24 protein-coding genes are annotated in these 26436 nt (G+C 40.2%); 12 read left to right on the top strand and 12 right to left on the bottom strand.

The window, feature by feature from the left end:
• Nucleotides 1-2: 2 nt before the first annotated feature.
• The 3 genes from ACE3G9_RS12850 to ACE3G9_RS12840 are packed head-to-tail and all read right to left on the bottom strand — an operon-like array spanning nt 3 to nt 1334.
• Nucleotides 3-395 (bottom strand): carboxymuconolactone decarboxylase family protein, encoded by a 393-nt coding sequence (locus tag ACE3G9_RS12850; protein WP_449219327.1) that lies wholly within the window; start codon nt 393-395, stop codon nt 3-5.
• A 60-nt stretch (nt 396-455) separates the two neighbouring features.
• Nucleotides 456-812: a MerR family transcriptional regulator gene (locus ACE3G9_RS12845; protein WP_449219326.1), complete on the bottom strand. Its 357-nt coding sequence runs from the start codon at nt 810-812 to the stop codon at nt 456-458.
• 48 nt (nt 813-860) lie between these two features.
• The gene (locus ACE3G9_RS12840) at nt 861-1334 is read right to left on the bottom strand and encodes an HAD family hydrolase (RefSeq protein WP_417879823.1); all 474 of its coding nucleotides are present in this window, start codon (nt 1332-1334) and stop codon (nt 861-863) included.
• Nucleotides 1335-1509: 175 nt separating this feature from the next.
• Between ACE3G9_RS12840 and ACE3G9_RS12835 the strand changes: the two genes are divergently transcribed.
• Both ACE3G9_RS12835 and ACE3G9_RS12830 read left to right on the top strand, forming a co-directional pair.
• A complete protein-coding gene (locus ACE3G9_RS12835; protein ID WP_449219325.1) occupies nt 1510-1854 on the top strand; it encodes an MAPEG family protein in 345 nt (114 codons plus the stop codon).
• Between the two features lie 253 nt (nt 1855-2107).
• Nucleotides 2108-3133 (top strand): amidohydrolase family protein, encoded by a 1026-nt coding sequence (locus tag ACE3G9_RS12830; RefSeq protein ID WP_449219324.1) that lies wholly within the window; start codon nt 2108-2110, stop codon nt 3131-3133.
• Between the two features lie 122 nt (nt 3134-3255).
• Here the strand turns inward: ACE3G9_RS12830 and ACE3G9_RS12825 are convergent, their stop codons facing one another.
• A complete protein-coding gene (locus ACE3G9_RS12825; protein ID WP_449219323.1) occupies nt 3256-3771 on the bottom strand; it encodes a methylated-DNA--[protein]-cysteine S-methyltransferase in 516 nt (171 codons plus the stop codon).
• A gap of 203 nt (nt 3772-3974) precedes the next feature.
• Here ACE3G9_RS12825 and ACE3G9_RS12820 point away from each other — a divergent pair, with 203 nt between their 5' ends.
• The 4 genes from ACE3G9_RS12820 to ACE3G9_RS12805 all read left to right on the top strand — a co-directional run bounded on the left by ACE3G9_RS12820 (nt 3975) and on the right by ACE3G9_RS12805 (nt 5758).
• Complete coding sequence (locus tag ACE3G9_RS12820) at nt 3975-4508, top strand: YaeQ family protein (RefSeq protein ID WP_449219322.1); 534 nt, start codon at nt 3975-3977, stop codon at nt 4506-4508.
• Between the two features lie 103 nt (nt 4509-4611).
• Complete coding sequence (locus ACE3G9_RS12815) at nt 4612-4968, top strand: hypothetical protein (protein ID WP_449219321.1); 357 nt, start codon at nt 4612-4614, stop codon at nt 4966-4968.
• Nucleotides 4969-4985: 17 nt separating this feature from the next.
• Nucleotides 4986-5243, top strand: coding sequence for a glutathione S-transferase N-terminal domain-containing protein (locus tag ACE3G9_RS12810; protein WP_417879817.1), 258 nt, complete (start codon nt 4986-4988; stop codon nt 5241-5243).
• 152 nt (nt 5244-5395) lie between these two features.
• Entirely contained in the window at nt 5396-5758 is a 363-nt protein-coding gene (locus tag ACE3G9_RS12805) for a glutathione S-transferase N-terminal domain-containing protein (protein WP_449219320.1), read from the top strand.
• A gap of 87 nt (nt 5759-5845) precedes the next feature.
• Here the strand turns inward: ACE3G9_RS12805 and ACE3G9_RS12800 are convergent, their stop codons facing one another.
• Nucleotides 5846-6700, bottom strand: a complete 855-nt coding sequence (locus ACE3G9_RS12800) for a hypothetical protein (protein ID WP_449219319.1) — start codon at nt 6698-6700, stop codon at nt 5846-5848.
• A 70-nt stretch (nt 6701-6770) separates the two neighbouring features.
• Nucleotides 6771-7682 (bottom strand): DUF808 domain-containing protein, encoded by a 912-nt coding sequence (locus tag ACE3G9_RS12795; protein WP_449219318.1) that lies wholly within the window; start codon nt 7680-7682, stop codon nt 6771-6773.
• A gap of 506 nt (nt 7683-8188) precedes the next feature.
• Between ACE3G9_RS12795 and nhaC the strand changes: the two genes are divergently transcribed.
• On the top strand, nt 8189-9625 hold the full coding sequence (gene nhaC / locus ACE3G9_RS12790) for a Na+/H+ antiporter NhaC (RefSeq protein ID WP_449219317.1): 1437 nt from the start codon (nt 8189-8191) through the stop codon (nt 9623-9625).
• 145 nt (nt 9626-9770) lie between these two features.
• On the opposite strand, the gene ACE3G9_RS12785 is transcribed toward nhaC, so the two are convergent.
• Nucleotides 9771-10097: a hypothetical protein gene (locus ACE3G9_RS12785; RefSeq protein ID WP_449219316.1), complete on the bottom strand. Its 327-nt coding sequence runs from the start codon at nt 10095-10097 to the stop codon at nt 9771-9773.
• A gap of 560 nt (nt 10098-10657) precedes the next feature.
• Between ACE3G9_RS12785 and ACE3G9_RS12780 the strand changes: the two genes are divergently transcribed.
• Nucleotides 10658-13774 (top strand): DUF748 domain-containing protein, encoded by a 3117-nt coding sequence (locus ACE3G9_RS12780; protein ID WP_449219315.1) that lies wholly within the window; start codon nt 10658-10660, stop codon nt 13772-13774.
• A 904-nt stretch (nt 13775-14678) separates the two neighbouring features.
• Here ACE3G9_RS12780 and ACE3G9_RS12775 read toward each other — a convergent pair.
• The 4 genes from ACE3G9_RS12775 to ACE3G9_RS12760 all read right to left on the bottom strand — a co-directional run bounded on the left by ACE3G9_RS12775 (nt 14679) and on the right by ACE3G9_RS12760 (nt 20105).
• Nucleotides 14679-15347 (bottom strand): RloB family protein, encoded by a 669-nt coding sequence (locus tag ACE3G9_RS12775; protein ID WP_449219314.1) that lies wholly within the window; start codon nt 15345-15347, stop codon nt 14679-14681.
• A gap of 2 nt (nt 15348-15349) precedes the next feature.
• Nucleotides 15350-16627 carry an AAA family ATPase gene (locus ACE3G9_RS12770; protein ID WP_449219313.1) on the bottom strand — a complete coding sequence of 426 codons (1278 nt, stop codon included), beginning with the start codon at nt 16625-16627 and terminating at the stop codon, nt 15350-15352.
• A 626-nt stretch (nt 16628-17253) separates the two neighbouring features.
• Nucleotides 17254-17472 (bottom strand): DUF6500 family protein, encoded by a 219-nt coding sequence (locus ACE3G9_RS12765; protein WP_449219312.1) that lies wholly within the window; start codon nt 17470-17472, stop codon nt 17254-17256.
• A gap of 263 nt (nt 17473-17735) precedes the next feature.
• Nucleotides 17736-20105 carry a Lon protease family protein gene (locus ACE3G9_RS12760; RefSeq protein WP_449219351.1) on the bottom strand — a complete coding sequence of 790 codons (2370 nt, stop codon included), beginning with the start codon at nt 20103-20105 and terminating at the stop codon, nt 17736-17738.
• Between the two features lie 231 nt (nt 20106-20336).
• Between ACE3G9_RS12760 and ACE3G9_RS12755 the strand changes: the two genes are divergently transcribed.
• The 4 genes from ACE3G9_RS12755 (at nt 20337) to ACE3G9_RS12740 (ending at nt 25045) form a co-directional block, all read left to right on the top strand.
• On the top strand, nt 20337-23168 hold the full coding sequence (locus ACE3G9_RS12755; protein ID WP_449219311.1) for an FAD-binding and (Fe-S)-binding domain-containing protein: 2832 nt from the start codon (nt 20337-20339) through the stop codon (nt 23166-23168).
• A 127-nt stretch (nt 23169-23295) separates the two neighbouring features.
• A complete protein-coding gene (locus tag ACE3G9_RS12750; RefSeq protein ID WP_417879805.1) occupies nt 23296-23652 on the top strand; it encodes a YibL family ribosome-associated protein in 357 nt (118 codons plus the stop codon).
• A gap of 108 nt (nt 23653-23760) precedes the next feature.
• Complete coding sequence (locus ACE3G9_RS12745) at nt 23761-24471, top strand: DUF445 family protein (protein ID WP_449219310.1); 711 nt, start codon at nt 23761-23763, stop codon at nt 24469-24471.
• Between the two features lie 49 nt (nt 24472-24520).
• Entirely contained in the window at nt 24521-25045 is a 525-nt protein-coding gene (locus ACE3G9_RS12740; RefSeq protein WP_449219309.1) for an RDD family protein, read from the top strand.
• Between the two features lie 100 nt (nt 25046-25145).
• Here ACE3G9_RS12740 and ACE3G9_RS12735 read toward each other — a convergent pair whose 3' ends face one another.
• On the bottom strand, nt 25146-26381 hold the full coding sequence (locus ACE3G9_RS12735) for an MFS transporter (RefSeq protein ID WP_417879802.1): 1236 nt from the start codon (nt 26379-26381) through the stop codon (nt 25146-25148).
• Nucleotides 26382-26436 lie beyond the last annotated feature (55 nt).

Genomic DNA, 26436 nt, shown 5'->3' with positions numbered 1-26436 from the left:
ATTTAGGTCTGCGGGTTTTGTTCACTTCTATCCTCTAGTACTTCTTTAAATGCAAACATTCCATTTAATGCCGCAGGGAATCCTGCATAACCCGACATTTGAATGATTACTTCTTTTATTTCATCGTCACTGCATCCAACATTCAATGCTGCATGTAGGTGAACTTTGAGTTGAGGGGCGCAATTTCCCAAGGCAGTGAGTGCGGCTACCGTTACTATTTCTCGGGATTTCAGATCAAGCCCTGGGCGTGAGTAAATATCGCCAAAAGGATATTCAATGGTGTACTTAGCAAGATCTGGACAAATATCTTGCAAGCTCTCGATGACGTTATGCCCGGCTTCGCCATCAATTTCAGACAGTAGTTGTAACCCAATTTCAAAGCGTGATTTTTGCATGGTTTATGTACCTATTTAGTTAAGAATAAGCACACCATACAAGTTAGAGTTCACTCTAAGTCAACTCACTTTTCCATTTTTATATAGGCTAATTTTTTCTTCTAAAGCCGCCATGTGTTTCTGTTGCTCATCAATATATTTTTTTAAGTTTTGTTGATGCTGTTCTAATAAGTGTTGTCGTTCCAATAGCGACTCCGCCCCCTGCTCTCTTAACTTTGCATACTGTAAGATTTCATCTAGAGGCATCGCGGTGTCTTTTAATCGCTTCACAAAACCAATCCAGATAAAATCTTTATTGGTATATTCACGATGACCGCTACTATTTCGATGAATATTCTTAAGCAAACCAATTTTTTCATAATATCGAAGAGTATGGGAAGACAAGCCGACTAGGCTAGAAAACGCTTTCATATTCATATGTCAGTCCTAATTTGGGGTCAAAAATAACCATTCAGAATCTATGTATTATCCGCATAGTTCTCGCAAGTTGTTAATTTGGTTTACGTCGTCATGAGCTTGATTCGAATTATTACTTGGCGTTACCCAAATCGCTTTTAAGCCCGCCGAAATTGCAGGAGCAATGTCATTATTGTAAGAGTCACCAACCATAGTAATAAGGTCTGAATTGACACCTAAGTGTTGAACAATTTCTTCAAAAAACGCTGGCGAACCTTTTTCAATACCTAAATTAGACTTACAAAAATAGCCATTTATATACTGATCTAATCCCACGCGCTCAAAAGCTCGCTTGATTTCCTCTTCAGAAGAATCAGCGGCATTAGTTGCAACATAGACGCGGTGACTTTTCGATAAAATGGCTAACGTTTCAACGGATCCATCTACCGCTGTCACTTCCGACCAATCACACATTGGCCCAGTCTGCTCTCGGTGATCGACCATTAAGGTATCACCCCAATCAAATAAATAAACTGGTGTCATATCGCTTCCTTGCTTCTAATTCACAACCATTATTGACTCAAAATACTATCACGATAAAAGAAAATAATAACAAGCAAAGCGATCCAAAACTCCATACACTACATACTGGTTAAGTTGTTCTAAATCTCTTTTATCCAAAACCTGAAGTTAAATAAACACTCACAAGGAAATATTTATGCTTTATCCAATGGCAGCGATGGTGTTGCTGATTTTTATTGTTGGCTGTGTGACGCTGAAAGTTCGTATCAATAGCGTGAAGACCAAACAAGTCAGTGTGAAGTATTTTCAATTGATGCAAGGGGAAAACCTACCAGAGATGGTAATTAAAACGAATCGACACCTTGCCAATTTATTTGAAATACCAGTACTGTTTTATGTGGTATGTACTTTATATATCAGCCTACATATTGATAGTTTCTTTGGGGTTATTGTTGCGTGGTTATTTGTGGTTTTCCGTTATCTACACAGCTACATTCACCTTGGTACCAACAATATAAAACATCGTATGCTGGCATTTTGAGTTTCATTTATATGTGTTCTAGCATTATGGATTAATTTATTGATTCAGGTTTAATCAATACTATACGATTTAAAGCAATCAAGCCTTGAATGAAACCATTTAATTTTATTAATGTCCTATTTTTTCCACTATTCTAAAAACATTACAACGAGCCACCTATTTGAATAATGACACAAAACATTATCAGCCGATGTAATTTATACCCGAGTAACGACTCTTGATAATGCCAATTCATCAAAAACCAGGAGAAAGTATGAAACCTTGGTTAGCCACTTTAGCTGCCACAGTCACTCTTATTAGCAATCCTTTATGGGCGGCAGACCAAAGAGATTACCACTACACTGATGGTCACTTGCATTATGTTAACTTCTTCCAAGAAAGCGAAGGTATGAAAAAATTGCTTGCCAAAATGGATGAAGGCAACATAGATCATGCGATGATTTCTGGCATTAGCTTAGTAAAGAAGTGGCATAAAGATGAACCTCAACGCCCACCTTACTATATGGGGGATGACGCTAAAGTTTATTGGTATAGCGCAACAGATGAAATAGTCGCCAGAGCCGTTGAATCTTTACCTAAAGAACAACAATCTCGTTTTCATCCTTTTCTGACTGGCTTCAATCCCACCGATATGAATGCGGTTGATCACATTGAATTAATGCTGAAGTGGCGACCAGATTTTTGGCAAGGTATTGGAGAAGTGTTTACTCGCCATGATGATCTAACTGCCTTAACTTATGGCGAAACGGCACGCGCAGATAGCCCAGCATTAATGAGAGTCTATCGCTTAGCGGCTAAACATGACTTACCAATCATGCTGCATTCTAATATCACCTCTACCCGCGTAAATAGCCCTATCTTTATGTCAGAAATGGAAAGCGCGATAAAAATGAACCCGAAAACGCGTTTTATTTGGGCGCATGCCGGTACTAGCTTATCCATTAATCGCCGAATTCACATGAAGTTCTTATATAAAGAAATTAGTCGCATGGTCAAAACCTACCCGAACCTTTACATTGATATGTCTTGGAGTTTATTAGATGACTATTTGCTTGATGAAAATGGTCATCCTGATGCGCACTGGGTTAAATTAGTAGAATCTTATCCAAACAAATTCATTATCGGTTCAGATGTGGTTGGGAAGTTTGATTCACTACCAAAACTGGCCAGTGATTTTGATGTATTTCTCGATGCACTCCCATCCGATGTCGCCAACAAAGTCGCACGAGATAATTTCTTAGCCTTGTTACCCAAAAAGCATCAGTCAATAAAACAATAATCAATCAGCAAAAAATAACTAACAAAAGATCTATAACTAACCATAGTGCTAAACGAAAAAGCCACTAACGAATTATTATTTGATCGTTAGTGGTTTTAATTTTTGATGACTAATATTCGTTACTAGGCTACTTTACAGCCCTCAAGATTAAGCAACATCCGCTTCATCTCTAGCCCGTGAGCAAAGCCAGTTAAACTACCATCCGCGCCGACAACTCGGTGGCAGGGAATAATAATCGGAATAGGATTGCGCCCTATCGCCGCACCAACGGCACGTACCGCTTTGGGATTATTAATTTGTTGTGCGATATCCATATAACGACATGTACTACCAGTTGGGATTTGGTTCAACGCATGCCACACGCTTTGCTGAAAATCGGTTCCTAGAGGTTTCAATGGCGTGGTGAAATCAAACTCTATGCGTTTGCCTGCAAAGTATTCAATCAGTTGCTCTTTCACATCAGCAAAGCGTGTTGGGTCTTCTACCCAATTAGGCTCGACTTTAAAGCCATCTTTTTTTCCGGCTCCGGTTTCTAGATGCAAAATATGCAAACCATCATCGCTGCCAACTAAGATGACATCACAAGATTGAGTAGCAAAGGTTTGGTAGTACCAAGTGTTATCGGCTTTGGTTGTCATTGGGTTAATGTCCTAATCCATTCCATAAACATAATGTAGCGTAGGCTCGAAATGACTGCCACGCTTTGGCTTACTATAAAAAGGCTTGGGTATTTCTTTTATTCGCGTACATTTATACCCAAGTGACTTCAAGGTGCAGAATTCATCGCTATCATCTTGAAGTGACTTGGGTATACTACCCTTTTTCTCAATGTTGATTTCTCATGGCTTTAAAACCCACTATATACAAATTCCGCATCGCTCTTACTGATATGAATCGTGATTATTATGATTCTTTTAATCTGACTATCGCGCAGCACCCTTCAGAAAATGAAGAACGTATGATGGCTCGCTTAATCGCATTTTGCCTTAATGCTAGCCAAGATCTTCAATTCACCAAAGGCTTATCAAGCATTGAAGAACCAGATATTTGGCTAAAGACATTAGATGATCAAATCGAGCTTTGGATTGAAGCCGGTGAGCCAGATCTTGAGCGCATTAAGAAAGCCACGCGCCTTGTCAAACAAGTTAAAGTATACAGCTTTAATACAAAATCAGATGTGTGGTGGAAGCAAAATGAATCTAAATTTTCTCAACTCAATGCCACTATCGTTCGTTTAGAACATCAAGGCATTCAAACATTCAGCCAAATGACCGCCAGAACTTTAGATTTAGGGGTGATGTTGTCGGGCAATACGGCTTATGTATCAAGTGATGATAAGCAATGTGAAATTAGTTGGGAAACCTTGCAAGAATAACGACGTAATGTAAGTCGGTAATGGTTTTTTCATTCACTTGTTTGATATGATGCTTGGATATAAACCGAAACTCGATGAACTTATTTCATATTAAGGAACACGGATGCTTCGCCCATTAATGGTTCGACTTTTCGCTATTAGCTTTTCTTTTATGCTGGCTTTTTCTAGCCACGCCGCCACCGATAAAAGACTCTCTGATTCAGATGTTACTCGCTATTTTGTGTGTAGTTACCTTCATACCGAAGACAGCTATAAAATTGGTGCTTATTTAATTAAAAACTACGAAGTTCAATGGTATAGCCACAGTGAAACTTATAAAGCATTAGTGAATAACAAGTTAGCTGAAATTTCTCGCGACCAAAGCGTGTCTAAGTTTAAAGCGGAAGATGAGCTATCAACCAAATATAAATGTAATAGTGCCTATATCGATTTGATTGGGCTAAGCGATATTAAAATTTAAACTCTTAGGAGAAAATGATGACTGAGAAAAACACTCAAGGACTGGCGTTATACCACTTCGAAACTTGCCCATTTTGTCAAAAAGTACGTCGTGCAATGGCTGAATTAGGTGTAGAGCTTGAATTACGTGATACTCGCAAAAACCCAGACTTCCGTGAAGAACAAATCAACGGTGGCGGTAAAGGGCAAGTGCCATGCTTACGCATCGAGAAAGCTGGTGAAGTAACTTGGATGTACGAATCAGACGCGATTATTGATTACATTAAAGCGCTGTAATTAAACTATTTATATATGAAAGCTGACTTTGTATTACTCACTAAGTCAGCTTTTTATACCTTGTAACAGAAGTTTTTGGTATTCACTTTTGAATATCCAACACTTGCTTTATTATGCCGCTCACTCTCCAACCTCATCAAAAGGACACTAACATGGCCGTTATTCGCTGGATCCTTGGTCGCATCATTTTATTACTCAACTTTATCTTTTCACCACGCAGCGTAAAGCGTGCTCCAGAAGCTCAACAAGTTATCAATGCTCGCACTCAACAGCTCGCACTTTACCAATTTGATGCCTGCCCATTTTGCGTCAAAGTTCGCCGTGCCATGAAACGTAATAGCTTAAATATCGAATTAAGAGATGCTAAAACTGAACCGCACCGTCAAATCCTACTCGATGGTGGTGGCCGCGTGAAAGTACCTTGCCTACGCATTGAAAAAGACGGTGAAGTGACTTGGATGTATGAGTCGAATGATATTATCCAATATTTAGAGCAAGAGATTGCACAAGCATAAATTAGTGTGTTGTTAGCCGAGTGAGGGTTATCGCTCGGCTAGTTTAAAGAAATCAATTTTCTGTAAATGATTCCAGCTACCTTCCCCCTAAATCACATTATTCGCCGAAGTTGGCCCTATTTCAGAATCAATCGACAACCATTCTGTTTCGGTCTCTGAGCTGCAATGCTTCATTTTTGCTAAATTAAAACTCGGTACTTCAAGTAGATACAATGCATCTCCAAACTCTTTTAAACCGAATTGGCAAAACGATTGAATGAAAGTATTGCTCTGTCCGATGTTTAGTTCACTGACAGACTGCATGTCAGCAAAGGTAAACACGAGTATCGGCACATATTCATACCAGTCAACATTGCAATGGAAAGCGTCAGGGTGTTCTTCATCCCATGTACGACATTGATTTAGAAACACCACAAATGGTGAATGAGTAGGCTTTGAAATTGGCTGCCAGTCTTGCCAATGCTTGTTTAGGCAATCGTATTGACGCTGAATTTGAGTCGCAAAGATCGTTATCATCACACTACCTTCAACTTCATGTAAATTCACAGCCTGACAGTAAGGAGAGATTAGCCCATGAGATAACAAGATCAAGTATCGTTGAGAACTCTCATAATAATTAAAAGATAGATCAAGTTGATAAGAATCTGATTGGGTATTCAAGTGACAGTAAATGGGAAGATCCACTGTCGAATCAAGTAATTGACAATGACACTGTACAATTTGCATCGCTTCGACTTCTGGCGAAATTAAAGATGCAGGCTTCATAATATTTGATTGCGATGGAAGGCTTTGAGAGTCAGGGGTGGTTTGATTATTCTCTGATGGTGAAGTACTGTAGCCTAGTGCTGTTAGAATCAACATTAAGGCTACAGCTTTCCAATAACCAACTTTCCAATAGCTCGTTTTCCAATAGCCAGCATCAGGCGCAATTACTCCTTTCATCACGCCCTCCTAAACCTAGAATCAATCTAGTAAGGATAGTTGGTATTTACCGATTTGTAGACTCTGATTATTAACTTGTGATGCTCGCTTTTACCTTACCAAGTAAAGTAAACACACCTACTAATACCGCGCCAGCCGCTAATCCAAGCACGCCGGTGATAATGAATGGCAGTATAGAGCCTACAACTGGCAAACTCACCACCGATTGGATCATGCCATCGGTCAAATGATGCACCGCGGGGATAGTATGTTCGATAATACCGCCTCCGACTAAAAACATCGCGACGGTTCCGACTACGGTTAATACTTTCATTAACTTAGGCGCAGTGGCAACGAGGCCATTACCGATTGAATTCATAATACCTTGGCCTTCACTTTTACGTTGTAAGTAAAAACCTAAATCATCTAGCTTTACAATCCCCGCTACTAAACCGTACACGCCGCAAGTCATAATAAAAGCAATTAAACTTACCACGATAATTTGCGTCAGTTGTGAATGCCCTTGAACGATACCTAACGCAATCACGATAATTTCTAATGAAAGAATAAAATCGGTACGGATTGCACCTTTAATTTTCTTTTTCTCGTAGGCCACAAGGTCTTGTGGAATGGCCTCTGCATTCTCTTGTACACTATGATGGTGATGCGGCAAATACTTTTCGAGAACTTTCTCAGCGCCTTCATAACAAAGATATAAACCACCGAGTAGCAAAACCGGCATGATCAACCAAGGCGCTAACGAACTCACAATTAATGCCGATGGCACTAAAATCAACTTATTACGAAAAGAACCTTTCGCCACGCCCCATACCACGGGGATTTCTCGTTCTGCTCGTACTCCCGTCACTTGCTGAGCATTTAATGCTAAATCATCACCAAGTACACCGGCTGTTTTTTTAGCCGCCACTTTAGACATGACGGCGACATCATCTAACACTGATGCAATATCATCTAATAAGGTTAATAAACTTAAACCAGCCATGTTGTACCTTCTCTTTCATCTTTGAACTCGAACTTTACCACTGAATCCATGCCCAAGTAACTTCAAGGTACGAGTTTCAGCAAGAATAAAATATCTTAAAGCCACTTGGATATAAGCCTAGCACAGTGAATTCAATAACAATTCCCCTCTTGTTTAAAAACAAAAACACACCATAGACTTAACAAAAACTTCAAAGACGAGCAAATAAACAACAGTAAATATCAATAAAACTAAATTCGGCAAATTAAAATCACATTATTATTGGTTATTTTCGATATATTCATAAACTTCATGTAAAGTGCAGGCCTTTAAAATTACCGATGTCTTTTTGAGACCGGTGGAATCCATACAGAAAGTAATTGGAGTTGCAGTGAGGCGACAAGTGAATGAAGCCCCATGAGTTTAGCTTGCCTAAATGATTGGGGTGAATGAACGCTGGTAACAAAGCTGCGGCTTCAAGTACAACGGGTATCATTCCAAATGTATAAAATTAATTAGAGGCGACAATGACGTATCAGCCAACGCGCTTACCCAGTTTGACACAGGTCTTTATTTCTCTAGGACTGTTCTTATTACTGGCATTCTCTTTTACTGCTAAATTCAACCTTCCTATCCAGCTCGCGCTTTATATCGGTTGGTTTATCATTATCGGTTTAGGTATCTATCTTGGCCATAAATACAAAGATTTAGAAAAAGCCGCTTTAAATGGAATCTCAAATGGTTTAGGTGCCGTGTTGATCTTACTGGCGGTTGGCGCGCTTGTCGGAACCTGGATATCTGGTGGTATCGTTCCAACCATTATTTATTATGGTCTGAAAGCAATACACCCTTCTATTTTCCTTTTAGCTACTATGATCATTTGTTCATTAACCGCTCTTGCTACGGGGACCTCTTGGGGCTCAGCAGGTACAGCTGGTATTGCGATGATGGGTATTGGGCAAGGTCTCGGCATTCCCGCTCCAATTACTGCTGGTGCAGTGCTGTCTGGTTGTTACTTTGGTGACAAAATGTCGCCGCTTTCTGACTCTGTGATCTTGGCGTCTTCTATGTCGAATGTAGAAGTCATGGAGCACATCAAAGGCATGCTTCCTATTGCTTTAATCAGCTATATCATTACTGGTGTGCTGTTTACCACATTTGGTTTCCACTATGCGGGCAAAGTCGACATGTCACAAGTTCAAGACGTGATCATGGCTATGGAGCAACAATTTACCATTACCCCACTCTCCTTTGTGCCGGTGATTATTGTTCTTGGTTTACTGGCGATGCGCATGGCGTCATTCCCAGTGATTAGCTTTGGCTCTCTGCTGGGTATCGTGTGGGCAGTGTATGTGCAAGATATTGATTTCCTAACTGCATTCAATACTGCATGGGCACCTTACAGTATTAGCTCTGGTGTTGATTTCATTGATGCGATCTTAAACCGCGGTGGCATGTCTTCGATGCTAGGCTCAGTGACGGTGATTGTATTTGGTCTAGGTTTTGGTGGGCTGCTTGATAAGGTAGGTCTATTAGAAACGGTAGCCAAACTATTCGAAAAACGTATTCAAAGCGCTGGCTCTCTTGCTTCAAGCACTATTGCGACCGCCTTTATGGGTAACGTATTTGGTTCGGCGATGTATGTGTCTTTAATTCTGACGCCGAAGATTTGTGCTAAGAACTACGACCGCTTAGGTTACCAACGTAAGAACCTTTCTCGAAATGCTGAATTTGGTGGCACGTTAACTTCCGGTATGGTGCCGTGGAGTGATAACGGTATCTACATGGCGAGTATTTTAGGTGTTGCAACACTCTCTTATGCGCCTTTCATGTGGCTGAGCTTTATTTGTATCTTCGTGACAATTCTATGTTCTTACATGGGTTGGTTTGTTGATAAATGTGAGCCAATTGCACAAACAGAGCAAGAAGAAACCGTTGAACTCAAAGCGCAAACAGCGTCTTAATCTGGATTCAATACATACCTGTCTGAAAGATATAAAAACAACAATGCCGCTAATTTCAAGGGATCACTCCAAAAGAAAATTAGCGGCATTTTTATCGCAATGACTTTTCATTAACTTACCAAGTCATTGATTATTCAAGACTGTATTAACGACGTTTGTTCGCTAAAAACGCATCTTCTGAAATTTTGTTCCCTTGCTGATCTTGAACCGTGAAAACATAATTCATACCGGATCCAGCCACATTACTCACAACAAGCACACCATTTCTATCAGTCATTGCTTGTTTAGGACCAAAACCTTTAATTTCTACTGGGTAGTTTGCTAGCGGTTCACCATCCTGGGTCACCTTAACTACCGCTTGATCGCCAGTGAGAGAACTCACACTAAGCGTCATTCCGTTTGAAGTAGAAGCCATTGCTGCTGAACTTAGTACTAAAGAAGTCACAAGCAGTGTTGTCGATAACAATTTCATAATTAGCTCCTTTCTTAAAACAAATTCTGTATTGAACTCATTGACAAAACGAATAATAGCGTGATTTTCATCACAATAAATTGCATAAACCTGCACTAGATCATCGAAAAACTTGAACAAGAAAAGGTGAACTATTTTTTGATGCTTCTACAGCCCTTGCCTAGTCTCGGTTTGCAGAAAGTAAGACTTCTTAATATAAAATTAGGGCGCTCAAATTTCTTTCAGCGCCTTAACTTTGAATCTAAATTTTTGACAGTCTATTAACTAAAGTTAGTCGCCACTATAAAAGAAATAAGAACAATTACGTCCACTTTCTTTGGCTTTATACAGCGTATTCTGGCCAAGCTAAACCGTTCACAGACACAATTAATCTGACGCTGTCATTGAACTTATCAATGTAACAAAAACCTGACATTCAATTAAGAAAAACCTTCAAATACACCTTTGCTATTATCAATAGAGCGATATAATAGCTACCCTTCAAACAAGCATTTGAAAATACATTTTGTAGCTTGATGCCTGACCTTTGAAATTAAATCGTAATAGGATACACACCCCGTATGCTCAGCAAAGTTAAAACTGCTTGTTCCCGCTTTAAACAAGCCCCTCGTATTATTCGAATTGTGTCTTATTTAAGTGCAGCTTATGCGACTTATGCTCTGATCTTAGGGTTAATTGTTCCTGCTGTATTTCAATCACAAGTTCCAACCACACTTTCTGAACGACTTGGCAGACAAGTGAATATTGAGAAAGTGCGCATCAATCCATTTTTACTACGCTTCAGAGTCGATGGTTTTGAAATTAAAGATGCGGATAACAGCCAATCTTTTGTTAGCTTTGAGCGCTTAGATCTACAAATTGGTTTCTGGCGTAGTGTGCTGCATTTCACTCCAAGCTTAGATCACCTTTATCTACAACAACCGGATGTGAAGATGGTGCGTGTCGATAACCTTGGTAACTTCAACTTTACCGATATTATTGAGTCTGTTACGAACGCCTCAAAACCAACAGAAGAAACCAAAGAAACTGATGAGCCTTCTTCTAACCTTCCTCCATTTCACGCGCGTGATATTCAACTAACCAATGGCCGATTCGATTATATCGATACCCCAACTGGCGCACATTTAAAATACCAAGGCTTAAATATTCGTTTGCCACAATTGGATTCTCAAGCCGAAATGATTGTGAAAAGTAGCGAAAGCCAATCAACCGATTCAAGCCAAGAAAACCAGTTCTCCATCAATGTAACAGGCTCGGATAATGGCTCGTTAGATCTAGAAGGTAAATTCCAATTTGAACCTTTTGCTATCGAAGGTAAATTGGGCATGAACAATATTACCCTATCGAATTTCTGGCCATTTGCCAAAAAGCAACTAGATGCCAAACTGACTAACGGTAAATTCAACTTCTCAACTGAATTCCAAGCTAAAAATGAACCTACGCGTTTTGACTACTCCATCAGCAAAGGTCGCTTTGAACTACTAGACCTCAATTTTACTGATGGTGAAAACGATAAAATTAAACTGCCAAGCTTAACATTAGATGCTATCGCCCTGACCAATAAAGATCATACGGTTGATATTGGTTCACTGACCCTTGACGGATTATGGATTGATGCATTATTCGACAAAAAAGGGCTCGACCTACAACACTTATTTACACCTAAACAAGCAGCACCACAGCCTACCGTAAGTGTGAAAGCCGCCGATACAGATAAAAGCGAAGCAATAGAATCAGAAGAGGTAGTGCAACCTAGCGTAACCGTCAGTAAGCAACCTACTCAAAATGACACAGCTTGGATTGTACGCTTACACAAATTCGCCATGAATAATAACGATATTAATATCGACGAGAAAATGGTCAGCAACGGGGTACATTGGCGTATCAATCCCTTCAACATTGAAGCTAATAACATCATTAGCGATCTCTCTCAACCAATTGATTACGATCTCAATTTAGAAGTGAACTCATGGGTAAAAAGTCCGCTCGATCACACTCGTGGTCGCTTCTCTAGCCAAGGTAAAATTAATGCCAAAAGCCTTACCTTTAATGGTGATATCAACCTAGATCAACTAGAATTAAGCCAATTCCAAGCTTATATTGATCCATACCTTAATGTGCGTTTACAAGATGGTAAGTTATCAACTAAAGGTCAATTCAGCGCTGATACTAAAGGTAATGCGATATTTACAGGACAAACCAATATTGCCAGCTTACTAGTACGCGATAAATTGGAATATCAGCCGCTGATAAAATGGTCGAATATGGCGGTGAATAACTTACGCTTCAATCTCAGTCAAAAGAGCATCCAAATCAATTCAATTAACTTTAACTCTCTTTACAGCAAGGTATTGATTGATAAACAACAGCGCACCAACATTGGCAACTTAGTTAAACCTCAACCAACTTCTACATCAAAAAGTGCTTCAAGCAACCCAAACAGCAGGCCCTACTCTGTGGATGTTGATAGTATCAATATTAGCAATGGCTCAGCCTACTTTGCCGATTATTCATTAACACCAAGCTTTGCCTCTGGGATTGAGTCACTTAATGGTTCAATTAAACACCTATCCTCCACCCCGGGTACCAGCGCAAGCGTCGACTTAAAAGGTAAAATCAATAAATACGCCCCCGTTACCTTAAAAGGTGATATTAATCCATTGATTAAAAATCCATATTTGGACTTAGATTTAATCTTTAAGAGCGTGGAGTTGACCTCGGTAAATCCATACTCAGGTACCTATGCCGGTTATTACATTGATAAAGGTCAGCTATCTCTTGATTTAAAGTATAAATTAAAAGACAACAACTTAATTGGTGAAAATCACATGGTCATTGACCAACTAAAACTAGGTGAACCAAGTCATTCTGATCTTGCCACTAGTCTACCGTTATCACTAGCGATAGCACTACTACAAGATCGCAACGGTGTGATTGACTTAGGCGTTCAAGTGAGCGGTGATGTCAACGCTCCAGACTTTAGCTTTGGTAGTGTGCTATGGGGTGCATTTGCCAACGTCATCACCAAAGCGGTAACTTCTCCTTTCGCAATGATCGCAAGTATTGCAGGCAGTGATGCAGAGCTAAACCACATTATCTTTGAACCTGGTAAAGCGATAATTACCGAAGAAGAGCAAGGCAAGCTAGATATCGTTGCCAAGGCCCTACAAGAAAGACCAAAGCTAAAACTCAGCATTGTTGGGTCAGTTCAAGAAGCGGAAGACACCAGAGCGATTGCCGAACACAAACTGCAAAACATACTACTTAAAGAAAGTGGTGATGATACGATTCCTGAGGATTTAAGTGCTGACAACTTCCCTGCAGATAGTGATTTATCCGACGCTTTAGAAGATCGCTTTGAAGAGCAATTCAATATCCGTATTAGTACTGAAGAAGATAAAGTAGAAGAACAATTAAAAGAAGAAACCGGCAAACAAGACATTGACGATGGCGTTCTAGAGCAAGCTGTCAATACTAGCATGTATAACCAATTGGTTGATGTACAAGACGTTAGCCATGATGAACTCGGCAGTCTCGCGGTAGAACGTGCCCGTGCAATCAAAGCTTACTTAGTCGATGTTCAACAACTTGAACCAGCTCGTGTCTTCATTTTAGACAGTAAGACCAAACTAAAAACCGAAGGTCGCTCTGCTGAATTATCTTTAGATGGCAGTTGATAGATCCCCCATTCAGCTACGGTTGACTCGATAATAAAAGCTCAAATTTCAGATGAAGTTTGAACTTTTTTGGGGGACATGAGTAATATGAATTTGTCTGGATATAATTTGCCAGTTTAGTGTCTTCGATATAACTAGATCTGACAGATTGCCCTAAATCAGTTAATGAGCCGTAGTTTTATCTATCCTCAAACTTGTCATTCTAGAAATGAAGAGCGAATTATCCGGAATCTATCACACGAATGAAATTTACGTGAAAGCAAGACCCCGCATCTTCTTCGCCTAGGCTCATGTGCGGGGTGACAGCTGGGGAATAAACATATTTTCTCCAAAAGGATTTGGCGTAATCAACCTCATCCCCGCTTCCCCTTATATCAACTTCTGTTGCCAAGTGGATTAATTTATCAAGGAGAAGAGCTAGTCTTTGTCGCTTGTAGTTTCAATATCGACTCAATATTCACCGCACATTATGAGAGCGTCATTCCAGCCGAGCCTAAGCGAGAGCAGGAATCTACTTATCACGCGCTGAATAGTTACAGTGTTTTTTTACGCTAATACTATTACACAACAATCGATCACAAATAACGCCCTCCCTTTACCAATGAAAAATATTTGACATCAAGATTTACAGCGAAGGGAGGGTGATGTGAGCAACTTATTTTTGCCCCATTGCGTGCTAAAGCGGAATTAACCCGATTTCAAATTCTAAGATTTGACTTATTTTTCCTTATGCAGCCTAGAGCATCTAATCATGAGGCCAAATTGCTAATCCACTACATTAATTGTCACTCGCTACGGATTTGTTTTGCAAAGCTTGCAGGATAATCATCATAAGTTAGCGTGAGTGATAGATGACAGGGAGCACACAGTGCAGGTTATGCGGCATTGCGCCTTATATAAAACGTTAGCCGCTTTTTAAGTTCTGTAGGTACTCAACTAATTCATGTACAAGGGTCGTTGGGTTGTCTGTATGGTTATTACTTGCAGCCTCGTTTGCTCTTATAGCATTTTGCTTTGCGACATCCAGTTGGTCTAGTAGCTGCGTGAACATAGAGTCGTCCCCTTTGGAGTAATGAGGGATAAATATCTTCAAGTCCTTTATTACTTGATCTGCAATGCTTGATTTTCCGCTTGCGTGATATGGCTTAGTAGAAAATTGAAAATGTAATAATAGCCAATATTCAAAGCATGGTACTGACGTTATAGCAATAAAAATAGAGTTAGATTCAAAACTATTTATATCAACAAGAGTTTGTGCATAGGTCTCGTGAGAGTCTTTGTCGAAGACACAATAAACGCGGTCATAAGCATCGCCGCGTCTTTCTTCTATTTGTGCTAACTCTTTAGCTCTCTCGAAAACACTTTTGGGGCTAGAGCCACATTTACCATCGATATCAACATTTGCTGAATTAAGTTTATAGTGATTTACCTGTTCATTAAAATAATTAGGTTCGGTTTTTTCACCTTCACAGACAATTAAAACTTTTTCATAAGATGAACGCTTTGATTTTCTGCGAGAAAGATCTCTTTCTGCTTTTGCTTTTCGCTTATGGTGTAAATCATCTGACCCCATATTTACTTTAACCCCTTTGTAAATGCTCTAACAAATGGTAAAGCGCCGTAGCGTCCAGATAGATATCCGAGTTCAAGGTTTTCTTTTTCCTTTCTCGGACTAAAATCTGATAAAGGATAGAGAGTGGTTTCTTGATTATCATCTTTTTCACAGAACCAGATTTGATCTCGGCGGAATACATCTTGATTGAGGATTGATGTCTCATGTGTAGTAAAGATTAACTGCGCATTTTTAGGGTTAGTTTCTTTATTATGAAATAATGAAACTAAGTGTTTAACCATCTTGGGGTGAAGGTTATCGTGTAGTTCATCGACAACTAGAATGTAGCCATTTTTCAAAATATCCAACCAAGGACCGACGAAAGAGAAAAATTTCTGTGTACCGTCTGATTCATCTGTGAAATCAAGCGGTACGAGCTTCCCCGTTTTCGTTTTATGAATGGTTTTAATTTCGATCATCTCTTTATCTTTCATTTCTCTCATTAGAGTTTCTTTTAACTCATCAGGAAAGTCATCAGGTAGCGAGTTGGGATCGAATTTTTCCTTTTCAATATTAATGTCATGAATATTGAAATCAGCAGCTTGAAGAAAATCTAAAATTTGTTCTTTTGAGCTTTCATCTTCACATTGAGAAGCTGTAAAGCTTGGCCCCCACCCACTAACATTGGTTGGTCTTAACTTTTCTTTAAACCAGTTAAAGGCTGGCTTTAGCTGGTCACTGTTCAGCTGAACTGCAGTCGATAGAAAAAGAGCATTGGATCTAGTTGCGTTTTGCCAGACACTTTTTGAACCCAATAGATTATCGCTAAATTTGTAATCGTAAATACTGTTCTCCACGTCAAACACCCGAGAAAACCATCGTTGTGGACGCCCTTTTGGATAGGCGATTAACCATTCTTCAAAAATCTGGTGTTTGGTAGCTGTAAATCCGTATTGGTACTTAATACCTTCATTTACAAAAACTGCTTCAAATTCACTAGGGGCTTTAGCTGAGTAATCATCAAATAAAAATGGATCAATTGGTAGGTTGTCACCTTCTTGGCTTTTAGACGCAGAGTTTCTTACGATAACTTCCATATCCACCAATGCCTTGATTAGATTTGATTTTCCAGCAGCGTTTGCACCGTATACAACAGCAGAGTGTAATAGTGGAGCTACGGAAGGTGCGTTTGGAGTGAAAGAATTCGTATCTTCGAGTTCAACGCCTTTATCTTTGACCATGCTAAGCAGTTGTTCATCTTTGATTGAACGATAATTCTTAACAGTAAACTCAATTAGCATATTAATATTTCCTTGAAATATATTTCATGCTGTCATTCTAGCACTACCAACAAGGAAATCATCATCAAAAGGTGTTTTCCTTGTGATTTTTGCGCTAAATTGTCAAAACTGCAAATCTAATCAGCCATAAAAGTAATCGAAACGGGCGTATTACACCTGTCGCGGTTTTTGCTAAAAACAAAAAGTTCGCAAAAACAGCGCAATTTATGTGCCGTTAAGCTGCCAGGTGAGTCTGTCAGAAGCATTATAAAAAGAGTGTTCTTATCCAAATGTAATAGATATTCGACGAAGCAAGTTTTGCCATACTCTAGCTAATTCATGCTTTACTAAATTAGAAAAAATGCAACACGGAAATGTCCAAAAACGAGTTTATTTCTTTACCTAAGAAATACTTTAGGCTTTGACTATTCTAAAACCTGTCATTCCGGAAATGAGGAACGAATTATCCGGAATCTCTTACACCAGTGAAACTTACGTGAAAGCGAGATCCCGCATCTTCTTCACCTAGGCTCATGCGGGATGACAAGGCCGGAGTGATTAATTCCTGCCCAGTCATAAATTAAGATATCAACAGAGGGATAAGATCGAGCATAAGCTACCATCAACACTGAACTTGTACTACGGAGCTACTTCCCCGCTTTCACCATCTCAATTATCTTGATGGCTTTCTCAAAGTGATCGAGCTTATGCGTTTGGATCCACCAAGTCGCGGCTTCCATTAAAAGCTGTGGATTATCGTTTTTATTGGCGAAGAAGGCATAAAATGACACGCCGACATTATCGCCTTTTTGTTCTATTTTCTTAGTACAAACCGCAATAACCTTCTCTCGTAATGAGTCTCGCATTAAAACACTTCCTTTCTAATTCCTACTTTATGATTCAGTTTTCTATTACCCAAAAATGACCACCAGCACGAGTACAACTAAAGCTATGATCCCAAACAGTTTCAGAGCCACTTTTAAATCACCACCACCATTTGGCGCTTGATTACAACATCCCATTGATTTGTCCTCCAGAAAATAAAACAAGCTTTAAGCATGGCAAATTGAATAGGATCATCGTTATTCTATCTCTAATTAATTTAACACCGCATAAAACTTGTACTGTGTTATTTTCTCAACGCATTGAGTTTGGCTTGAGTGATACCAAAAATACTGCCCGTAGGATAAGTGAAATCATCTTCCAATTCTCCAGCTTCTATTCCGGTGAAAATCGACAAAGCTTGAGTGACATGCTCGATTGCCCAGATATGAAATTCACCTTTGTGCACCGCTTCAACAATATCTTTGCGTAGCATTAAGTTATGGACATTCGATTGAGGAATGATCACCCCTTGAGTTGAACTCCTACCTTTAATAGCGCAAACATCAAAGAAGCCTTCGATCTTCTCATTCACACCACCAATTGGCTGCGATTCACCAAACTGATTCATCGAGCCGGTAATCGCGATATCTTGTCGTAGTGGGAGTTTCGAAAATGCCGAAACAATCGCGCACACTTCCGCCATTGAAGCACTGTCTCCATCGACTCCGCCATAAGATTGCTCAAAGGTAATATGAGTCGTCAGTGGAATTTTGGCACTACGCCCTAAAATTGAAGCTAAGTAGGCAGACAAAATCATCACGCCTTTAGAGTGAATGCTACCGCCGAGATCCACATTTCGTTCAATATCTAAAATATTGCCATCACCAAATGCAGTGGTAGCGGTAATACGGTTGGGCGCACCGAACATGTGGTCGCTGGTTGATAACACCGACAACGCATTTACCTGTCCAACCGCACTACCTTCAGTTTTAATTAAGGTAGTGCCATTAGTGAAGGTTTCCATCACGTTATCTTGTAAACGGCTCACGCGCATTTGTTGGTTATTCAACGCTTGTTCGACATGCGAGGCTCGAATCAAACTCGATTTTGCCCCCCGTGCGACGTAGTTAGATTCACGCAATAAGTTGGCAATATGCGCAGAATGAAGCGATAATTTATTCTGATCGCCTGCGTTGCGTGAACTGTGTTCAATGATTTTAGCAATCGCTTTTTTATCGCAATGCAACATATTGTTGTCATGTACAATGCTGGAAATAAAGCGCGCATAATGCATCTCTGCTTCTGGGGTACGCTTCATTTCATCTTCAAAATCCGCAGTAACACGGAATAATTCGCTGAACTCTGGATCGTAGTGCTGCAATAATTGATAAGTCCGGTAGTCACCAAACAAAATGATTTTTACATCTAACGGAATTGGCTCAGGATCCAGCGAAACTGCGCCGGTTAACGTGACCTCTTTTTCCAGAGACGTTAAGCTCAACTGGCGAGCACGTAGCGCACGTTTAATGCCATCCCACACATAAGGTTGCTCAAGTACCTTAATCGCATCCATCAGCAATACACCGCCATTGGCTTTGTGCATACTACCAGCGCGAATTAGTGAGAAATCAGTAAATACTGTGCCTTTGTAGGTCGCGGTTTCCACACAGCCGAATAATGAATGATAATTCGGGTTGTCTTCTACTATGATTGGAAAGGAATCTTTAGCTTGACTGACCAACACATTAATGGAATAACGACGCGGTAATTTGCTATCTAAAGAGGCGGAGGCAATTTCATTTTGCTCGTTCGATTCTTGTAAAAACTGATCAACATTTTCAACAATATCTTTTTGTAGATCGGTGAGATATTGCTTAATTTCTGGGTACTTTGAATAGCTTTTCTTCAAGGCTTTGATCAAATGCGAAAACACTTCGAGCGCGGTTTCATCGTTAAGCTTTTTCATCTTTTCACTAAACGATTCTTCCCACTCCGTTAATTGACGGATCATGCCGCGCAACTGAATTTCTAACGCATCAATCGTACTGTGGAATTTTTCCTGATCTTTTTTACTTAATTCAAGAAAGCTTTCTTCGGTATGGACTTCTTCTTCATTTTGCATGGCGATAAATTCATAGTCACCTTGCAACGTAATGGTAAGACTTACCCCTTTCTCTTTCGCTATTTTGCTGATCTCTTCGAGTGCCGATTGCTGCTTTTGATTAAGCTGATTTTTCAACTTTTCAGAGCGAGTAAAATACACTTCATTATCAAACGCCAATGGAATTGCTTTCACTAATTTCGCCAATAATTTTTCCATATCTTGGCGAAATGCTTTGCCAATACCACTTGGCAGTTTAAGTACTTTCGGCTGGCGGATATCTTCAAAGTTAGCGACATAACACCAATCAAACACTTGCATATCATCAGGTTGATGGCGGTTCAAATAGCGCAAAATCATGGTGCGTTTGCCTAGGCCATTTTGCCCCGTCGCATATATGTTATAGCCCTTGTCTTTAATCGACATCGCAAATTCCACCGCTTTTTGCGCGCGTTCTTGGCCGACGATTTCATCAATCGGTGGAATATCTTTGGTCGATTTACAAGGCAGCTGTTCGAGTTCAGCAGGATGATATAGCTTGTCGCTTGATAAGCTGAGGGAGGAAGAATACATCGTCATAAGCAATCCCTACTTTAAAGTTTGTTATTAGAGAATAGCCGATTTTTGTTTCGATTTGAGTGATTTAAGTACCTTTCCTGTTTAAGCGCTCATAAAACATACAACAATGTCTACTCTCTTGAACAGGTTTTCGAATGAATCCGATCCTAATCACTTTTGTTACCCACCATCACCCCCTATACTTATTCATAATTTCGTTAATATACTGAAAATAAAGCAGGAAGCATGGGCATCTATTCTCAACTTGAGCACGCATTAGTTAAACGCATTGATAGCGAACGCATCATTACTCAACAAGATAAATGCCTTGCCTATAGTACCGATGCCAGTTTTTATCGCTTAGTGCCTAAGTTGGTATTGAGATTAAAAGATTTAGAAGAAGTGCTGTATGCTATACGTTGCTGTCGAACGCTGGAACTGCCCTTCACTTTTCGCGCCGCAGGTACTAGTTTATCTGGCCAGGCGGTTTCGAATTCCGTTCTCATTACCCTCACCGATAATTGGCGCTCTCATCAAATTCATGACAACGGCCAAAAGATCACGCTACAACCGGGAGTGATAGGTGCTGATGCCAATAAATATCTGGTCCCTTTTGCACGAAAAATCGGCCCCGATCCAGCTTCTATCAATGCTTGTAAAATAGGTGGTATCGCCGCCAACAATTCCAGTGGTATGTGCTGTGGTACTGCACAAAACTCTTATCAAACATTAGAAAGTATGAAAATCGTCTTTGCCAATGGTTCGATTTTAGACACTGGTAATCCAAGTAGTGTTGAAGCCTTTAAAAAGTCCAATGCCACCTTTATCAGTAAAATTGGCGCACTTGCCCAAGCGACGAAAGCCAATCACGAACTGGCACATCTTATTCAACACAAATACCGTTTAAAAAACACCACCGGCTATTCAATTAATGCTTTAGTAGATTTCAGTGACCCGATTCAGATCATTCAACATTTGATGATCGGCTCTGAAGGCACATTAGGCTTTATTGCCGACATCACTTACAACACGGTAGAAGAGCACGCTAATAAAGTCTCTGCCCTGCTGGTATTTGAAAATATTGAACAAGCCAGCCAAGCGGTAACGGTTCTATCAAATTCTCCGGTTGCCGCGGTTGAGATGATGGATGGGCGATCTTTACGTTCAGTCGCCAATAAACCGGGCATGCCTAACTTTATTAAAGACCTAGACTTAGAAGCCTCAGCATTATTAATTGAATCTCACGCCAACGATCAAGAAAAGCTGCGGCAACAATGCAAGTCCATTTTAGAGCGTGTGGCTTCATTTGAGATTATTGAATCAATTCCCTTTACCTCCGATCCCAAAACCGTTGCAGGCTTATGGGATATCCGTAAAGGTTTGTTCCCCTCTGTAGGCGCGGTAAGAGAAGCGGGCACTACCGTCATTATTGAAGATGTAGCTTTTCCGGTAGAACACTTAGCGCAAGGCGTTCGTGAACTGCAGCAGTTGTTTGAAAAGTATGACTATTCCGAAGGCATTATTTTCGGGCATGCACTAGATGGCAACTTACACTTTGTGTTTACCCAAGGATTTGAAGCGCAAACTGAAATTGATCGCTATGGTCAATTTATGGATGAAGTGACTCAATTGGTTGCGGTGAAATACCAAGGCTCTCTTAAGGCAGAACACGGCACCGGTCGCAATATGGCACCGTATGTTGAACTTGAGTGGGGCAAACAAGGCTACCGATTAATGCAAGAAATTAAGCAATTATTTGATCCTCAAGGCTTGTTGAATCCCGGTGTGATTATTAATGATAACCCCCATGCCCATTTAAGCGATCTCAAACCTATGCCGAAAGCGGATGAGTTAGTCGACCGTTGTATTGAATGTGGTTTCTGTGAACCAGTTTGTCCTTCGCGCACTTTAAGTTTATCACCCCGCCAACGCATTGTGTTGTATCGAGAATTACAGCAACAAAAGCGTGAGGGTAAAGCGACTGCGCCGGAACTAGAGAAACTGTTTAACTACCAGGGCATTGAAACCTGCGCCGCGACAGGACTATGCGAACAACGTTGTCCGGTTGGGATAAATACTGGCGATTTGATAAAGAAATTACGCTCCGAACGCCACACAGATAAAGCACCTCTCATCGCTCATTGGACTCATGAGCATTTCAGCGCCTCTACAAAACTGGTTAAACATGGGCTCACCATTAACCACATTATTTCTAAATTGTTGCCCAATGCGCTGGTGTCCAAAGTCGCCAACGGTACTCGTCGGCTAAGCGGCAATCGACTGCCTTTATGGCTCCCTGAAATTCCAAACGCTAACCATCATAAGTTACCGATGGATACTCAAAAACAAGCGCAGCAAGATCTATTTAAAATCGCCGATGTTCAACATCGAAAAGTGGTTTACTTTCCATCATGCATCAGCCGAACCGCCACATCGAATCATAGTAAGCAATCACTAACAGAAGTCACGATGTCGCTGCTCACCAAAGCGGGTTTCGATATTATTCTCCCTAAAGATTTGGATAATCAATGCTGCGGTATGCCTTATAAGAGCAAAGGATTAAACCAATTAGGCGACAGTAAGGCGAAAGATTTAGAAGACAGCTTATGGCAAGCAAGCCATCAAGGTTTATACCCAATTTTGATGGATACCAGTCCGTGTGTGAAGCAAAGCCAAGCGCAATTTACTAAGCCGTTACACCTGTTTGAACCTTCTGAATTTGTCATGCAACACGTGACGCCTCATCTTAACCTTAAGCCGATTAATGAAACGGTTATGCTTCATGTGACTTGTAGTGCGCGTACGCTAGGGTTGGAAAGCACCATGATTGAACTGGCTCAACGTTGCGCTAAGAAAGTGATCGTCCCTGAGCATATTCAATGTTGCGGCTGGGCTGGCGATAAAGGCTTTAACACTCCAGAGCTTAATGAAGCCGCCCTCACCCCACTTAAAGAGCAAGTACCCGTACATTGCAGCCGAGGTTTCAGCAATAGTTTAACCTGTGAAATTGGGTTATCTCATCACAGCGGCGTGCCTTATCAATCAATTTTATATTTGGTGGATGAGGCGATGAAATAAAACCATAGTAACTTTAACCTTATTATACTCAAGTTACTTGGGTATAATAATATTTCACGTGCTATACTCCGCCCTCGCGTAATTTGACGCAATCCACTGATTTAATTTTAGAGTATATGGTGAACACATGAGCCAACAAAACGAACTACAACAACTGAATAATCGACTCGATAAGTGCCGCCATAAACTTGAAGCTGCTCAAAAACGAGCAGATAAAGCGATGATTTATCAATTTGAAACTGAAATTAATCAACTCAGTAAAAAAGTGGCTCAGCTTAACCACAAAAAAAGCTACGATTTAAATAAAGAACGTAAAGCCTTACTCGCGATGCCTTTTAGCCGCGCATTAACAAAAGAAGAGAAAGCCGACCAAGGTAAACTGAAAAAATCAGTGAAAGGCCTTGTTATCGTTCACCCTTTAACCAAAATTGGTAAAGAGTTAAAATTAGAAGAAATGACAGGCTTTGCTCCTAAAAAGTTTTAAGCGAGTCACCTCTCAATGACTGTCGAAGGATGATACTACTCACGTTTATCATCCTTTTTTGTGCCTTAATTTTACGTCCCTTGGATATAACAAAACAAGAAAATCACTATGAACAAAAGCTTTATCACTAACCTTATTTCAGTTGTTTTATTAGCGATTGGTTACCAAACTCAAAACACCATTGTGCTTTATGCTGGCTTATTTGCCTTTTCAGGTGCGGTGACCAATTGGCTCGCCATTCACATGCTATTTGAAAAAGTACCGGGCATGTATGGCTCGGGCATTATCCCTGCTCGTTTTGAAGAGTTTAAAGCGGCAATTAAAAGTCTCATGATGATGCAGTTTTTCACTAGCCAAAATATCGACAAGTTTTTAAATCAAGAATTGGCAAGCAGTGCCTCATTCGATTTAAAGCCAGTCATACAGAAAATCGATTTAGAGCCGAGCTTTGATTCTTTAGTAGAAGTGATCACCCATTCTTCTTTTGGTGGAATGCTCGCAATGTTAGGTGGCGCGGAAGCACTTCAACCGCTAAAACAACCTTTTATTGAAAAAATGCAAGAATCTATGATTGAAATCAGCCAAAGTGATCAGGTGAAACAAGCATTAAAAGAACAGCTAGAACAACCGTCAATGATGGATGATATCCAAGCCAATATTGAAAATATTATTGATCAGCGATTGAACGAATTAACCCCTAAGATGGTCAAAGAAATCGTTAAGACCATGATTCAACAGCATTTAGGTTGGCTTGTTGTATGGGGCGGTGTATTTGGTGGCCTTATTGGTGTTATTTCAGCTATCGTTAGCGCGGCTTAACAAAAAACAACATCTTGCGTATAGATAATAAAAACAAACTGGATAAGTTATGAAAAAATTTGAACTAAGCGACACCTTAATGGAATACGAATATGTGGGGTTTTGGTCGCGTGTTGGTGCCAGTATTATTGATAATATTCTTTATTCCATTGCCTTAGTGCTCATTGCGCTACCGGGGCTAGAGTCATATCAACAAAGCTTTACCACTCAAACAGAACACTACTCTTATTCTTCTTACTCCACTTCATGGGCTGGTACTATGCTGTCGGATACTTGGTGGAGCTACATTCCACTGCTAATTATCACGGTACTATTTTGGAAGCTCCGCGGTGCAACACCGGGTAAAATGCTGATTAAAGCACAAGTTGTCGATGCAAAAACAGGACAACGTTTAACTACCATTCAGTCAATTATTCGTTACCTAGGCTACTTTGTATCAACTTTCTTATTTATGTTGGGCTTCATCTGGGTCGGCTTTGATAGCAAGAAACAAGGCTTCCATGACAAGATTGCCGGCACTGTAGTGATTCGTCCGAAAGCGGATACTTTCACACCAAGTGCATTTAAAAACTAAACTGGAAAATGGCTCGAAGTAGAACTCGTCGACAAAAATAAAACGAGGCAACGGATCCGGTTAGATCATATTGCCTCGTTCAAGAAAGTTTAGACGTCAATTATTTTTCCGCTGCTACACTTCCCCACTTAAAGCGACACACTTCATTACCCGGCTTCGGCATACGCGGAATATTACAAGATAAAATCAAAGATACTACAGCCATCGCGGACCCAATATAAAACACTGCTGCCGGTGAATGTAGCCACAACAAACCAAATGTCACAGGAATCACCACCGCTGCAATATGATTGATGGTAAATGAAACCCCAGCGGTAGAGGCCATATCTTGTGGATCGGCAATTTTTTGCAAATAGGTTTTAACCGCTAATGCTAAGGCAAAAAATAAATGATCAACCACGTACAACCCCGCAGCAATATGTGAATTTTCAACAATCGCATAACCAACAAATACACACACCAGCCCGCAGTATTCAAACATCAGCGCTTTTCTTTCACCCACAATGCCAATAAATTGACCGATTTTCTTAGCAAATAAGAAGTTAAACGCATAGTTAATTAAAAATAGTAATGTAATATCTGCCGCTGAATAATGAAATTTCTCCACCATCAAAAAGCCCGCAAATACGGTGAAAATTTGACGTCTAGCACCACTCATAAAAGTAAGGGCGTAATACAGCCAATAGCGTTTTCTTAGAATCAAGTTTTTATGCTGAATAGTTGTCGATTCAAATTGTGGGAACGATAGCCACATAAAGACAGTGACGCTTAAAGCAATGCTGCCGGTAATTAAATACACGTGCCAATAATCAAACTTCAAGATTTCTAGCATGACCCACAATGCACCGTAAGTCAGTAATGAGGCAAGCGCACCCACCGAGATTAACTTTCCTAGAAACTCTGGCGCTTCTTCTTTAGTGAGCCATTGTAAAGACAAGGATTGCTTTAAGGTTTCAAAGTAGTGAAAGCCTATCGACATCAACAAAGTCGTCATTAGTAGGCCAAGTACCGAAGGGAAAAAACCGGTGATTGCCACGCCGATAGATAGCATAGCTAATGCAACTATCATGAACTTTTGCTCACGAATAAACAGCAATACGAACACCACAGTAAAAGCTAAAAAGCCGGGGATTTCACGTACACTTTGTAGCAAACCAATATCAGCACCAGTGAAAGATGCCTTCTCTACCACGAAGTTATTTAATAACGCCATCCAACTGGCAAAGGCAATTGGCACCACGATAGAAATGAGCATCAAAAAGGTTTGTGGTGTTTTCCAAGTTTTAGTTTGTTCTGAGTGTGGCGAATTATTCGGTGTATCTTCCAAAGAGCTCATTGCCCATCCTTGTAATATAATAGACGAAAAAAGAGCAAGCGATGATATCACTTGC

Source organism: Vibrio sp. E150_018, assembly GCF_053544035.1.
This window is presented reverse-complemented; position numbering and strand designations above follow the sequence as displayed.

Bases quoted from the DNA above. Each gene is read 5' to 3' on its own strand.
- ACE3G9_RS12785 (WP_449219316.1), bottom strand. From the start codon at position 10,097: ATGAAATTGTTATCGACAACACTGCTTGTGACTTCTTTAGTACTAAGT.
- ACE3G9_RS12750 (WP_417879805.1), top strand. From the start codon at position 23,296: ATGAGCCAACAAAACGAACTACAACAACTGAATAATCGACTCGATAAG.
- ACE3G9_RS12810 (WP_417879817.1), top strand. From the start codon at position 4,986: ATGACTGAGAAAAACACTCAAGGACTGGCGTTATACCACTTCGAAACT.
- ACE3G9_RS12850 (WP_449219327.1), bottom strand. From the start codon at position 395: ATGCAAAAATCACGCTTTGAAATTGGGTTACAACTACTGTCTGAAATT.
- ACE3G9_RS12775 (WP_449219314.1), bottom strand. From the start codon at position 15,347: ATGGGGTCAGATGATTTACACCATAAGCGAAAAGCAAAAGCAGAAAGA.
- ACE3G9_RS12760 (WP_449219351.1), bottom strand. From the start codon at position 20,105: ATGTATTCTTCCTCCCTCAGCTTATCAAGCGACAAGCTATATCATCCT.
- nhaC (WP_449219317.1), top strand. From the start codon at position 8,189: ATGACGTATCAGCCAACGCGCTTACCCAGTTTGACACAGGTCTTTATT.
- ACE3G9_RS12800 (WP_449219319.1), bottom strand. From the start codon at position 6,700: ATGAAAGGAGTAATTGCGCCTGATGCTGGCTATTGGAAAACGAGCTAT.
- ACE3G9_RS12825 (WP_449219323.1), bottom strand. From the start codon at position 3,771: ATGACAACCAAAGCCGATAACACTTGGTACTACCAAACCTTTGCTACT.
- ACE3G9_RS12735 (WP_417879802.1), bottom strand. From the start codon at position 26,381: ATGAGCTCTTTGGAAGATACACCGAATAATTCGCCACACTCAGAACAA.
- ACE3G9_RS12805 (WP_449219320.1), top strand. From the start codon at position 5,396: ATGGCCGTTATTCGCTGGATCCTTGGTCGCATCATTTTATTACTCAAC.
- ACE3G9_RS12845 (WP_449219326.1), bottom strand. From the start codon at position 812: ATGAATATGAAAGCGTTTTCTAGCCTAGTCGGCTTGTCTTCCCATACT.
- ACE3G9_RS12765 (WP_449219312.1), bottom strand. From the start codon at position 17,472: ATGCGAGACTCATTACGAGAGAAGGTTATTGCGGTTTGTACTAAGAAA.
- ACE3G9_RS12835 (WP_449219325.1), top strand. From the start codon at position 1,510: ATGCTTTATCCAATGGCAGCGATGGTGTTGCTGATTTTTATTGTTGGC.
- ACE3G9_RS12740 (WP_449219309.1), top strand. From the start codon at position 24,521: ATGAAAAAATTTGAACTAAGCGACACCTTAATGGAATACGAATATGTG.
- ACE3G9_RS12795 (WP_449219318.1), bottom strand. From the start codon at position 7,682: ATGGCTGGTTTAAGTTTATTAACCTTATTAGATGATATTGCATCAGTG.
- ACE3G9_RS12820 (WP_449219322.1), top strand. From the start codon at position 3,975: ATGGCTTTAAAACCCACTATATACAAATTCCGCATCGCTCTTACTGAT.
- ACE3G9_RS12815 (WP_449219321.1), top strand. From the start codon at position 4,612: ATGCTTCGCCCATTAATGGTTCGACTTTTCGCTATTAGCTTTTCTTTT.
- ACE3G9_RS12745 (WP_449219310.1), top strand. From the start codon at position 23,761: ATGAACAAAAGCTTTATCACTAACCTTATTTCAGTTGTTTTATTAGCG.
- ACE3G9_RS12780 (WP_449219315.1), top strand. From the start codon at position 10,658: ATGCTCAGCAAAGTTAAAACTGCTTGTTCCCGCTTTAAACAAGCCCCT.
- ACE3G9_RS12830 (WP_449219324.1), top strand. From the start codon at position 2,108: ATGAAACCTTGGTTAGCCACTTTAGCTGCCACAGTCACTCTTATTAGC.
- ACE3G9_RS12840 (WP_417879823.1), bottom strand. From the start codon at position 1,334: ATGACACCAGTTTATTTATTTGATTGGGGTGATACCTTAATGGTCGAT.
- ACE3G9_RS12770 (WP_449219313.1), bottom strand. From the start codon at position 16,627: ATGCTAATTGAGTTTACTGTTAAGAATTATCGTTCAATCAAAGATGAA.
- ACE3G9_RS12755 (WP_449219311.1), top strand. From the start codon at position 20,337: ATGGGCATCTATTCTCAACTTGAGCACGCATTAGTTAAACGCATTGAT.